Here is a 12,701-nt window from a genome sequence, read left to right on the forward strand (position 1 = left end):
CGCAGACGGAGAAATTAGCGGCAAAAAGAAGAGCGTCCAGTTTATACATACGTTCGGCAAAGTACCGGCGCGCCGGATTATGACGATCGGTCTTGGCAAAAAGGAAGAACTTTCGTTTGAGGACTTGCGAGAAATCGGTGCACGTGCCGTAAAAGAAGCGCTGAAAGCCAAGCTGACGGATATTGTATTCGCGCTTGATGAAGAAGCAAAAGTACTTGGCGATTACGATGCGGCCCATGCGTTGCTTGAAGGTGCGTTGCTCGCTAATTACCGCTTTCCTGGATATCATAAAGAAACGGAAGAGAAGCCGGAACTTGAAGCGCTCGCGATTCTTTGCAAGAGCGATGCGCTCGAAGAGGTCAAAGAGGGCGCTCGCGTAGCTGAAGCACTGGCGCGCGGCACAAATCTGGCGCGTGATCTGGTTAACATGCCGGGTAACTATTTAACCCCGACAGTGCTATCCGAAAAAGCGAAAGAAATCGCCGAACGTCATGGTATGGAAGTGGAAATTCTCGACAAGGTAGACATGGAATTATACTGTATGGGCGGTCTGCTGGGCGTTAGCCAGGGATCGGTGGAGCCGCCGAAGCTTATCGCGATTAAATATCAGGGCACAGAAAAGTGGGAGGATGTTATCGGGTTTGTCGGCAAAGGCATTACGTTTGACTCCGGCGGCATCTCGATTAAGCCGGGTCCGGGTATGGATGAGATGAAAGGTGATATGGGCGGTGCAGCCGCCGTGCTGGGTGCACTCGAAGCCATCGGTACGCTGAAGCCGGCCGTCAATATCGCTGCCGTCATTCCAACGACGGAAAACATGCCAAGCGGTTCTGCGCTCAAGCCGGGCGATGTGATTACGACAATGAGCGGCAAAACGGTTGAGATTCTCAACACTGATGCGGAAGGCCGCCTCATTCTGGCTGATGGTATGAGTTATGCGCGCAAAATAGGGGCAAATTATCTTATCGATTTAGCGACGCTGACAGGCGCCGCACTGGTAGCGCTTGGTACCTGCACAACCGCTGCATTGACCAATGACGAAGCGCTGATGGAAGAGGTTATGGAAGCGGCCGGTGAAGCGGGCGAGTTGCTGTGGCGTCTCCCTGGCTATAAACCGTATATGGAACAAATCAAGAGCAAGATTGCGGATCTCAAGAACACCGGCGGCCGTAACGCGGGTACAATCACGGCCGGTTTGTTTGTCGGAGAGTTCGCTGAAGGCACGCCGTGGGTTCATCTGGATATTGCAGGGACGGCTTGGGCTGATAAGGCGGATGATTTATCCCCTGCCGGCGGTACGGGAGCGATGGTGCGTACACTGTCCGTACTTGCACTGCGCCGTGCAGAGACGAATAATATTGAATGAAGACGAACGATAAAACGAAATCACTCGAATAAAGTTCGGATTTTTAAAAATCCGAACTTTATTTTTGGCGGCCGATTAGGTATAATGACACCATCAGTAAAAACGAATACAAAAACTCGTATAATCGCGGGAATATGGCCCGCAAGTTTCTACCAGATTGCCGTAAACAATCTGACTACGAGTGAAAATGACGACTTTCGCGGAAAGAATACCTGTAACCTGTTCAGATGATCAGGAGGGTTTTGCAATCCGGAGGACCGTTTTCGCTCGTAATCATGAGCAGACGGCTTCCGGATTTTTTCGTTTTATCACATAAGGAGGATACAGATGGAATTGCTAAAACAGAGAATTCGCGAAGAAGGGCATGTACTGGGAGATAAAGTGCTAAAAGTGGATTCATTCTTGAACCACCAGATCGATCCCGTTCTCATGATGGAGATTGGCGACGAGTTTGCACGCCGTTTTGCAGAGGCAGGAGTAACGAAAATCCTGACGATCGAATCTTCCGGTATTGCAGCGGCGCTGACCACCGCGCTGAAATTGAATGTCAAAATGGTATTTGCCCGCAAAAAGAAATCGGCGCTGATGAATGAAGAAGCATACGTAACGAAGGTTCATTCCTTTACAAAAAACGAAACGAACGAAGTGACGGTGCTGAAGAAGTTTCTCGGTGCCGGTGAGAAGGTCCTTATTATCGATGATTTTCTGGCAAACGGGGAAGCGGCTGCCGGACTGGCCTACCTGGTAGAGCAGGCCGGCAGCGAAGTTGTAGGGATTGGTATCGTCATCGAGAAAGCATTCCAGGATGGTGGTCGGCGCCTGCGAGAAAAGGGATTTAAGGTAGAGTCGCTTGCCCGGATCGCGGCGTTTTCGGACGGGAAAGTCCAATTTGTCGAAGAATCCGTTAAGGCATAAAGCAGCGAAACGAGAAAGATGGTTACTATTTAGGAGGAAATTTTTGTGCAAAACAAAGTAGGGTTTTGGAAATTAGGAACGCTCGGCTTTCAGCACGTGCTGGCCATGTATGCGGGTGCGGTAGTCGTTCCCTTGATTGTTGGCCCGGCTATCGGAATGACGCCGGAACAGATTGCATACTTAATTTCTATCGATTTATTTACGTGCGGAGTAGCGTCTCTATTGCAAGTTGTCGGAGGAAAGTATTTTGGCGTTAAACTTCCCATTTTGATGGGATGTGCGTTCCAGGCGGTGGGTCCGATGATCGCCATCGGAAATGCCCAGGGAATTACAGCTATATACGGTGCCATTATTGCTGCCGGGGTTATCGTTATGATTTTATCCCAGTTCATGGACAAAATTCTGAAGTTTTTCCCGCCGGTCGTGACGGGTTCGGTCGTTGTTATTATCGGTGCTTCGCTTATCGGTGCGGCCATGGGCAATATCGTAGGTCAACCGGATACGCCGGGGTATGCCAGCGCAACAAATTTGTTCCTGGCGGCTGTTACGCTGCTATCTATTATCTTGATGAACCGCTTTTTTACAGGATTCTGGAAATCAATTTCTGTGCTGATTTCTCTGGTAATCGGTACAACGATTGCTTATTTCATGGGACTTGTTGATTTTTCTTCTGTAGGCAAAGCCGGCTGGTTCCATATGGTTGAACCGTTCCGTTTCGGCATGCCGACGTTCCATCTGACCGCGATTATTAGTATGGTTCTTGTAGGAATTGTAAGCATGATTGAATCTACCGGCGTTTTCTTCGCACTGGCCGATGTATGCGAGAAAAAAATTGACGGAAAGGATATTAAGCGCGGGCTGCGGGCGGAAGGTATGGCTCAGGTTGTCGGAGGTATTTTTCAGGCATTCCCTTATACTACGTATTCGCAGAACGTGGGACTGGTGGCTCTTACAGGCGTTAAAACAAGACGTGTTGTCGTTGCGGCCTGTTTCATTATCATGGGACTTGGGCTTCTGCCGAAAGTAGCGGCGCTGACAACGGTGATTCCGAATCCGGTACTCGGCGGTGCCATGATTCCGATGTTCGGTATGGTAATGGCTTCCGGCGTCCGTCAATTGTCTACCGTAGATTTTCGCCGGGTAGAAAATATGTTAATTATCGCTACGTCCGTAGGATTAGGGCTGGGTGTATCCATTGCACCGGATGTATTTTCCGGGCTTCCGGGAGGACTGCGCTTGATTATGGAAAGCGGAATTGTAACAGGAAGTTTTGCGGCGATTTTGTTGAATATCATTCTGAACGGTACTAAAAACCAAAGTATTGAAGATACGATTGCAGCACTCAAAGCCGAACATTCGGTTGAATCAGCTGTGTAACAAAATGCCTTTTTTATAAAGTTTCTTAACTTTTCGTATTGACACTTGTTCTATCCCTGTCTATAATTGCATGTAATATAACAAATGATTACACAGTTTTATGAATTAAAAATTGAGTGAATAAATGAGCAATAACGTCGACGGGGACGCGTATATGGCCTCTTCTTCTCAGAGAGTCCGGGATGGTGGAAGCCGGGCAAGAACGCTATATATATCTCACCCCTGAGTTGCTATTCCGAAAGAGGTGACTTTAGTAGGGATAGGCCGTATGGCACGCGTTATGTGCCAGGGTTGGCCACTGTCAACCCGCTGAGGTTGTTGACCGTAAGGCAGCAATGAAATTGGGTGGTACCGCGAAACTCTTTCGCCCCAGACTGATTGAATAAAAGTCAGGGGATGAAAGGGTTTTCTTTATTTTCCATCTTATTTTCTGATTCTCGGACAGAGCGGTCATAAACCCGTTCTCTGTTCAGTATAAATTTTTAGACTATTTTAACAATGGGGAGATAATTTTTAGAAGGAGGAAGAATCATGAGCACAGATACGGCGATGGTTGATAATCGAAAAGCTTCTTTGCCGCCTATCGAAATGGGAGAGGTAATGTCGGGTTCCGACATGCTGCTACGTTGCCTGCTATTAGAAGGTGTAGAGTATGTTTTCGGATATCCGGGAGGCGCTGTCCTGCCGATTTACGACTCGCTTTATTCGAGTCATCTGAAACATATCTTGACGCGCCATGAACAGGGAGCGATTCACGCGGCCGACGGATATGCACGCGCAACGGGGAAGCCGGGCGTCGTCATCGCCACTTCCGGACCGGGAGCGACCAATCTTGTGACAGGAATTGCTACAGCCCATATGGATTCAGTGCCGCTGGTCTGTATCACAGGAAACGTAGCCCAGCACTTAATCGGAACAGACGCATTCCAGGAGGCGAATATTACAGGGATTACGCTTCCGATTACAAAACATAATTATTTTGTCCGCAATGTGGAAGACTTACCGCGCATCGTCAAAGAGGCGTTCCATATTGCGACAACCGGACGTCCGGGACCTGTTCTCATTGATATTCCAAAAGACGTAAACAACGCGAAAGCACCGTTCTACTATCCGGAAACGGTAAAGCTCCGCACATATAATCCGACCGTAAAACCGAACAGCTTGCAAGTCGAGCGGATGGTCAAAGCCATTGCTGAAGCGAAGAAACCGGTCATTCTCTCCGGTGGCGGAATCGTAGCGGCAGGAGCGGAAAAAGAATTATTGGAATTTGCCGAAAAGACGAACATTCCGGTTATTCCGACCTTTATGGGTCTTGCCGGGTTCCCGGGAGGGCACCGACTCTGTCCGGGCATGCCGGGGATGCACGGTTCATACGCCGCCAACCAGGCGCTGTTGAATACTGACCTGCTGATTAACATGGGCGCACGTTTTGACGATCGTATTACGATGGGCCGGACGAAAGAGTTCGCACCGAACGCAAAAATTATCCATATCGATATCGACCCGGCTGAAATCGGCAAAAACATCAACGCTTATATCCCGATTGTTGGTGATGTGAAAAACGTGCTGCTTGCTGCTCTTCCGAAAGTCGGGCGCGCTGACTCCGATGCATGGGTGGCACAAATCCAGGCATGGAGCGCAGAGCATCCGTACAGCTACAAACCGAGTCCGGAAGGTCGATTAAAGCCGCAGCGCGCTATCGAAATCATGTACGAATCGACCGGCGGAGATGCGATTGTGACGACAGACGTAGGACAGCATCAGATGTGGGTGGCCCAGTATTTTAAATTCAGCAACCAGCGTTCTTTCATCTCCTCGGGCGGTCTCGGTACGATGGGCTTCGGCTTCCCCGCTGCCATCGGAGCACAGATGGCGCATCCCGATAAAACCGTTATCTCGGTCAGCGGCGACGGTGGCTTCCAGATGAATCAGCAGGAATTGGCGGTTGTTGCCAACCATAATCTGCCGATTAAGATTGTTATTATCAATAATCAATGCCTCGGTATGGTTCGCCAGTGGCAGGAACTGTTCTACGAGCATCGCTACAGTCAAATCGACTTAAGCGTGAGCGTTGACTTCGTCAAACTTGCCGATGCTTACGGCATCAAAGGTCTGCGCGCTTCGACAGAAGAAGAGGCGGAGCGGATATGGCAAGAAGCGATGAATACAAATGGACCGGTTCTTGTTGAATTCGTAGTTGAGCCGGAAGAGAACGTATATCCGATGGTCGCTGCAGGTAACACACTTGACCAAATGGTTTTGGGAGATGAGAAATAACATGGAACAAAAGCACACCATTTCAGTTCTAGTCAATGACCAGCCGGGTGTATTAACCCGGGTCGCCAGCCTGATGGGTCAGCGCGGCTTCAACATTGACAGCATTACGGTTGGCCAGTCTGAAGAGCCGGGGCTGTCGCGCATGATTATTGTCACGCGCGGCGACGACAATACCATCGAGCAAATTATGAAGCAGTTCCATAAGCTCATCGACGTACTGAAAGTACAGCACTTGAGCAGCGGTCAGATGGTATCCAGAGAGCTCGCGCTTATTAAAGTAGAGGCAACTCCGGGAACACGCTCTGAAATTAAAGGTATTATTGAGCCTTTCCGCGCGAGCATTGTCGACGTAGGGCCGGTTTCTCTGGTTGTTCAGGTTACCGGCGATTCCGAAAAAGTCGATGCGTTAATTGAACTCTTAATGCCATACGGTATTAAAGAGCTTTCGCGTACGGGCGTGACTGCGATCAGCCGTGGTGCCGCAACACTTGCCAGAGTATAATCGATAACCATTGCTATCAACACATTTAATATAAACAAAACAGCACACAGAATAGGGGAGGAAATTCCATGATTACAATGTACTACGAAAAAGACGCAAACCAAGAAGTTCTGAAAGGCAAGACGATTGCCATCATTGGATACGGTAGCCAGGGACACGCACAAGCACAAAACTTGCGCGATAGCGGTATGAAAGTGGTCATTGGTCTTCGCAAAGGCCGTTCCTGGGAGCAGGCGGAAAACGATGGATTTGAAGTGCTGACGGTAGACGAAGCTGCCGCGCGTGCTGATGTGATTATGATTCTGCTTCCTGATGAAATGCAGGCGAAAGTGTATAAAGAGCAAATCGAACCGAACCTGAAAGACGGAGATGCGCTCTTCTTCTCACATGGCTTCAATATCCACTTCGAGCAGATTGTTGCACCTCAGGGCGTAGACGTAGTTATGGTAGCACCAAAGAGCCCGGGCCACATGGTTCGCCGCGTATATACGGAAGGCTTCGGTGTACCGGGATTGCTCGCTATCTACCAAGACGGAACAGGAAAAGCAAAAGAAATCGGTCTGGCGTATGCAAGCGGCATCGGCTGCACGCGCGCGGGCGTTATTGAGACAACGTTCCGTGAAGAAACGGAAACCGACCTGTTCGGGGAGCAAGCGGTACTGTGCGGCGGTACAGCCGAACTGGTAAAAGCGGGCTTCGAGACACTGGTAGAAGCGGGTTATGCACCGGAAATCGCCTACTTCGAATGTTTGCATGAACTGAAGCTGATTGTAGATTTGATGTACGAAGGCGGCCTTGAGTACATGCGCTATTCCATCAGCGACACGGCTGAATTCGGTGACTACAGCGTCGGTCAGCGCATCATAACGGAAGAGACGAAGAAAGAAATGAAGAAAGTATTAAAAGAAATTCAAACCGGCCAATTCGCGAAGAACTGGATTATCGAGAACCAGTCCGGCCGTGCCGCGTTCGGAGCGCGCCGCCGTATTGAGAAGGAACACCAAATCGAGCAGGTAGGTAAGCAATTGCGTGAAATGATGGCCTGGATCAAGAAGTAAGGAGTAAGACAAAAACTGTGGAGGTGGCGAGGGAATGCGTACCATTGAAATTTTTGATACCACCCTGCGGGACGGTGAACAGTCCCCGGGAGTCAACTTAAGTTCGAAGGAAAAATTAGAAATTGCTTTGCAACTGGAGCGCCTGGGGGTAAACCGGATTGAAGCGGGGTTTGCCGCTGCCTCCCCTGGAGATTTACAATCCGTTCGTGAGATTGCAAAACGGGTCAAGAACTCAACGATCGTCAGCTTGTCCCGTGCTCGTTTGCTGGATATCGATAAAGCGTGGGAAGCGCTGAGGGACGCCGAATCGGCATGCCTTCATACGTTCCTTGCCACGTCGCCGATTCATCGGAAATATAAACTGAATATGACAAAGGAACAGGTTATCGAAAATGCGGTTGCTGCCGTAAAGCATGGGAAGAAATATTTCGATATGGTGGAATTCTCCTGTGAAGACGGTTCGCGTACCGAGATTCCGTTCCTGATTGAAGTGGTGCAGGCGGTTGTCGATGCGGGCGCCCGTATCATCAACATTCCGGATACAGTGGGATATACCACACCGGCCGAATACGCTAATATTTTCACCCAGCTATTAAACAACGTGCGGGGCATTGAAAATGTAAAGCTGAGCTGCCACTGTCATGATGACCTCGGAATGGCTGTTGCCAATACTTTAGCTGCCATCCAGGCGGGTGTGACTCAGGTAGAAGGCACAATCAATGGTATTGGTGAGCGCGCTGGTAATGCTGCTTTAGAAGAGGTAGCATTGGCGCTCGATACCCGCAAGGATTTCTATCAGGCGACCACCAATCTGAAGCTGGAAGAAATCGCCCGCACAAGCAAGCTTGTCAGCCGCTTGACCGGAATGTTTGTGCCGGGTAACAAAGCGGTTGTGGGCGCTAATGCGTTTGCCCATCAATCCGGTATCCACCAGGATGGCGTATTGAAAGAAGTAACCACATACGAAATCATTCGTCCGGAGCGCGTGGGCTTCAAATCAAACCGCCTTGTGCTCGGCAAGCTTTCGGGACGTCATGCTTTCAAAGATAAATTGATAGAGCTAGGTTACCAGTTGAGCCAGGAAGAGCTGGACGACGCGTTTGCACGTTTTAAAGACTTATGCGACCGCAAGAAAGATGTAAGCGACGAAGATATCGTGGCGCTTGTCGACGCCAAGCTGGTTGATGTGCCGGAAGCGTACACGCTTGAGAATGTTCAGCTTTCATACGGAAACAACTCGATACCGACGGCGAGCGTACGCGTGCGTACCTTAAACGGCGAAGTGCTGGAAGAGGCGGCATGCGGCAACGGGTCTGTTGATTCCATCTATAAAGCGATCGACCGGGTTACGAACGAAGAAGTGGTGCTGGAGGATTATAAGATTGTATCCGTCACCCACGGTAAGGATGCACTTGGTGAAGTGTATGTCCGCCTGTCCCAAGGCGATTACACAGTGCAGGGACGCGGGGTTAGCACAGATGTGCTGGAAGCGAGCGCGAAAGCTTATCTGCGCGCGCTGAATAAACTGGTTGCACGAAGAGGCGACGCGGTAGAAGTCGTGATGTAGAGAGGAAGGAAGCGAGGCATGAGTCAAACGTTTACCATCACCGTACTGCCCGGGGACGGCATCGGGCCGGAAGTTATCGAGCAGGCGGTCAATGTACTAAGAGTCATCGAAGAACTCGAAGATGTAAGTTTTACGCTTGAATATGCGCGTTTGGGCGGGTGCGCCATCGATGAAGATGGCACACCGCTGCCCCAGGATACGCTGGATAAAGCACGCCGTTCTGATGCTGTGTTGCTCGGAGCAGTGGGCGGTCCGAAGTGGGATAACAACCCGGCGCACCTTCGTCCGGAAACAGGACTTCTGGGTATCCGTAAGGAATTGGGTCTGTACGCCAATCTTCGTCCGGCGTTTATGCTCGACTGCATGGTCGGCGTGTCCGCATTGAAAGAAGAAGTCGTCAAAGGCGTGGATCTAATGGTGATTCGCGAATTGACAGGCGGCCTCTATTTCGGCGAGAAGAAACGCTATGAAACCGAAAACGGCGAAGTCGCTTCCGATGAATTGATTTATCATGAGTATGAGATTGAGCGAATCGTGCGTCGGGCGTTCGAGGTGGCACGTCTGCGCAGCAAGAAACTGACCTCCGTGGACAAGGCGAATGTGCTGGAGTCTTCCCGTCTATGGCGTAAAGTCGTAGAACGAGTCGCACCGGATTACCCGGATGTAGAATTGCGCCATCAGCTGGTTGATTCCTGCGCCATGGAACTTATCCGTTGGCCGAAGCAGTTCGACACGATTGTAACGGAGAATATGTTCGGTGATATTTTAAGCGATGAAGCGTCCATGCTGACAGGCTCGATCGGTATGCTGCCGTCGGCGTCTTTGGCGGACGGTAACTTCGGTTTGTATGAGCCGGTACATGGATCTGCACCGGACATTGCAGGCAAAGGAATTGCCAACCCGACTGCAACGATTCTGTCTGCCGCGATGATGCTTAAGTATTCATTTGGCTTGGAGAAGGCGGCGAACGCGATCGAGCAAGCGGTTCATACCGTGCTGAACTCCGGTGTACGCACTGGCGACATCGCCGATAATAAAGATGAAGCCGTAGGCACAAAAGAGATGGCCGACAAAATCATCGCCGCTATTCGTGAGGCATACGTGCAAGCGTAGCGTAATAAACAGCAAATAAAAATCTCCGCCGTGCATATTGAGCAACGGCGGAGATTTTTATGTTCGTGATTTCTTATTCTCGCTGCAAGAATTCTTTCACCGGTGTTCCCCATTCGATTTCCGCATCCGGATAGTTCTCACGGATAATCTCCGAAATCTCAAAGAAATCATCACGGGTCAGTCCTTTTAACCTGCTCGACTGACGCGGCCAGAGCGAAATCTTGGTCACGGTAAAACGGTCTTCCATGCTCCCCAGATATTTCTCGCCCTCAAATAAAACTCCCTTGTACGTTAACAGCAGATTGCGGCGCACATTGTCTTCGTCATCGAGGAAGAACGTCTGTTTTTTCTCAATCGCAGACATAAGTTTTCGCTTCGGATTGAAAATATATTGAAACCACCATACGATAAAGGCGATGATTGTCAAAAGCAGCAGCAAACGCAGCATGCGATTCCCTCTTTTCATCGAAAAGTATCCATTTATTTTCTTATACGGATTGATTAGAAAAAGGATGCAAAAAAATGCTATACTATCACACAGAAATCCATTTAAAATGAGGGATTGCATTTCATGAATGTGCTCATAACGACACTGAACGCAAAATACATCCATACCTCGCTGGCTCTGCGCTATTTGAAGGCATTCTGCCAGGAAGATTTCGAGGTAGATCTTGTGGAATACACAATTAAGGACCCTGCAATGAATGTGGTATCCGATTTATTTCAACGGAAACCGGATGTGATTGGTTTCTCCTGCTACATTTGGAACATCGAAGAGACCATTCAGATTATCTCCATGCTAAAAAAGGTTATGCCCGAAGTCAAGATTGTACTCGGCGGACCCGAAGTGTCATACGATGTCGAGTACTGGATGAACCGCCTGACCGATGTTGACTTTATTGTGGTAGGCGAAGGAGAAGAAACGTTTCACCATCTTCTGACGGAAATGAAAGGCGAGCAAAAGTATCATTTTGTCTATGGAATTGCCTATCGAAAAGAAGACGAAGTGATCGTCAATCCACCCCGTCCGAAGCTGGATTTGAATCGTATTCCGTCTCCGTTTTACTTCGAAGAAGATATACCTCATCTCGGCAACCGGGTTACGTATTTTGAAACAAGCCGCGGCTGCCCGTTCTCCTGTCAATTTTGCCTCTCCAGTATTGAGGTGGGGGTACGGTATTTTGATATTGAACGGACGAAGCGGGATTTGTTGCATTTGATCGAGAGCGGGGCCAAGCTCATTAAATTCGTCGATCGTACATTTAATATTAAACGTGAGTATGCAATGGAGATTTTTCAATTTTTAATTGAAAATCACCGGGGATGTGTGTTTCAGTTTGAGATTACTGCAGACATTATGCGGCCTGAGGTGCTTGATTATCTGGCCGAGCATGCGCCGCCAGGCATTTTCCGGTTTGAAATCGGTGTGCAATCCACCAACGACATGACGAACGATATCGTTAAACGCCGCCAGAATTTCACCAAGCTGGCCCGTACGGTTACCAAAGTCAAAGAGAGCGGAAAAATTGACCAGCACCTTGACTTAATTGCGGGTCTACCGGAAGAGGACTACATGTCATTCCGCAAAACGTTCAACGATGTGTTTGCACTGCGTCCCGAAGAACTGCAGCTCGGTTTCCTGAAAATGCTGCGCGGAACAGGCATGCGTATCAGCGCGGAGAAATACGGCTATAAGTACATGGATCATGCGCCGTATGAAATTTTAGAAAACCGTGTTCTTCCGTTTTCGGATATCGTTCGGATTAAACGGGTGGAGGATGTGCTGGAGAAGTACTGGAACGCGCATCGTATGGATATAACACTGTTGTATTTAATTGAGCGGGAATTCGCGTCTGCTTTCGACTTTTTCCAGGAGTTCGGGGATTTCTGGGAAAAGCGGGGGTGGTCGCGCATTGGTCACCAATTGGAAGACCTGTTCACACGTCTGCATATGTTCTTGAGAGAAAGAGACACGGAGTGCTTGCCGGTAATCGAAGGATTAATGAAATACGATTACTTCATGAACTACAAATATAAGCCTAGGAAAGTGTGGTGGACGCATGAAGTCCGGAAAGCGGAGCAATCCCGTCTGCTGAAGCTATTGGCCCGGCAGCCGGAACTTGCCGGAGCGGAGTTCACTGCGCTTGGGCTTGATGAGAAACAGTTGCACAAACACACGATGCTGGAGATTGTACCGGTTAACTTGTCCATTTACCTATCATTGGGCGAGATAAAGCGAGAAGATACATTGCTGCTCGTCTACTATAATCCCGAGGAAAGCGATAGACCGCAGACGTATTTTGTTCCAATGCATATGTTAAGGGAAGTATCTGCATAAAATAAGACCTGCTCCTCTTCCCGGTTTTCCGGGAGGAGCCGCAGGTCCTTTTTCATGGTATAGGAAAGTATATGTTGCTTTACAGTGATAAAGCAACATATACCTTCCCTCCATTAGTAAGCGAGAAAAAACTCGCGAGGCGTGTGCCAAACGTTACTTTTTCCATGTGGAGCGTGTGACGCGGAGGG

General features: G+C 49.2%; 10 protein-coding genes, 1 riboswitch and 1 other annotated feature. Of the genes, 9 read left to right on the forward strand and 1 reads right to left on the reverse strand.

Annotation, left to right across the window (positions count from 1 at the left end):
* The 8 genes from B2899_RS17235 to leuB all read left to right on the forward strand — a co-directional run.
* Window positions 1-1,366: leucyl aminopeptidase (locus B2899_RS17235; RefSeq protein ID WP_286887371.1), on the forward strand; the 1,366-nt coding region annotated here is incomplete at its 5' end.
* Window positions 1,367-1,462: 96 nt separating this feature from the next.
* Window positions 1,463-1,564, forward strand: a riboswitch (purine riboswitch).
* A 129-nt stretch (window positions 1,565-1,693) separates the two neighbouring features.
* Complete coding sequence (locus B2899_RS17240; protein WP_286887373.1) at window positions 1,694-2,281, forward strand: xanthine phosphoribosyltransferase; 588 nt, start codon at window positions 1,694-1,696, stop codon at window positions 2,279-2,281.
* A 45-nt stretch (window positions 2,282-2,326) separates the two neighbouring features.
* Window positions 2,327-3,658 (forward strand): nucleobase:cation symporter-2 family protein, encoded by a 1,332-nt coding sequence (locus tag B2899_RS17245; protein ID WP_146810554.1) that lies wholly within the window; start codon window positions 2,327-2,329, stop codon window positions 3,656-3,658.
* 128 nt (window positions 3,659-3,786) lie between these two features.
* Window positions 3,787-4,033 (forward strand) — a binding site (T-box leader).
* A 174-nt stretch (window positions 4,034-4,207) separates the two neighbouring features.
* Window positions 4,208-5,935, forward strand: coding sequence for a biosynthetic-type acetolactate synthase large subunit (ilvB, locus tag B2899_RS17250; protein ID WP_246147335.1), 1,728 nt, complete (start codon window positions 4,208-4,210; stop codon window positions 5,933-5,935).
* A gap of 1 nt (window position 5,936) precedes the next feature.
* On the forward strand, window positions 5,937-6,437 hold the full coding sequence (ilvN, locus tag B2899_RS17255; RefSeq protein ID WP_146810558.1) for an acetolactate synthase small subunit: 501 nt from the start codon (window positions 5,937-5,939) through the stop codon (window positions 6,435-6,437).
* A gap of 68 nt (window positions 6,438-6,505) precedes the next feature.
* On the forward strand, window positions 6,506-7,495 hold the full coding sequence (gene ilvC / locus B2899_RS17260; RefSeq protein WP_146810560.1) for a ketol-acid reductoisomerase: 990 nt from the start codon (window positions 6,506-6,508) through the stop codon (window positions 7,493-7,495).
* 34 nt (window positions 7,496-7,529) lie between these two features.
* Window positions 7,530-9,062 (forward strand): 2-isopropylmalate synthase, encoded by a 1,533-nt coding sequence (locus B2899_RS17265; protein WP_146810561.1) that lies wholly within the window; start codon window positions 7,530-7,532, stop codon window positions 9,060-9,062.
* An 18-nt stretch (window positions 9,063-9,080) separates the two neighbouring features.
* Entirely contained in the window at window positions 9,081-10,175 is a 1,095-nt protein-coding gene (leuB, locus tag B2899_RS17270) for a 3-isopropylmalate dehydrogenase (protein WP_146810563.1), read from the forward strand.
* A gap of 73 nt (window positions 10,176-10,248) precedes the next feature.
* On the opposite strand, the gene B2899_RS17275 is transcribed toward leuB, so the two are convergent.
* Window positions 10,249-10,623, reverse strand: coding sequence for a sigma-w pathway protein ysdB (locus B2899_RS17275; protein ID WP_286887374.1), 375 nt, complete (start codon window positions 10,621-10,623; stop codon window positions 10,249-10,251).
* 123 nt (window positions 10,624-10,746) lie between these two features.
* On the opposite strand from B2899_RS17275, the gene B2899_RS17280 reads away from it, so the two are divergent.
* Window positions 10,747-12,513 carry a B12-binding domain-containing radical SAM protein gene (locus B2899_RS17280; RefSeq protein ID WP_286887376.1) on the forward strand — a complete coding sequence of 589 codons (1,767 nt, stop codon included), beginning with the start codon at window positions 10,747-10,749 and terminating at the stop codon, window positions 12,511-12,513.
* Window positions 12,514-12,701 lie beyond the last annotated feature (188 nt).

Source organism: Aneurinibacillus sp. UBA3580 (genome assembly GCF_002375825.1).
Taxonomy (GTDB): Bacteria; Bacillota; Bacilli; order Aneurinibacillales; family Aneurinibacillaceae; genus Aneurinibacillus; species Aneurinibacillus danicus.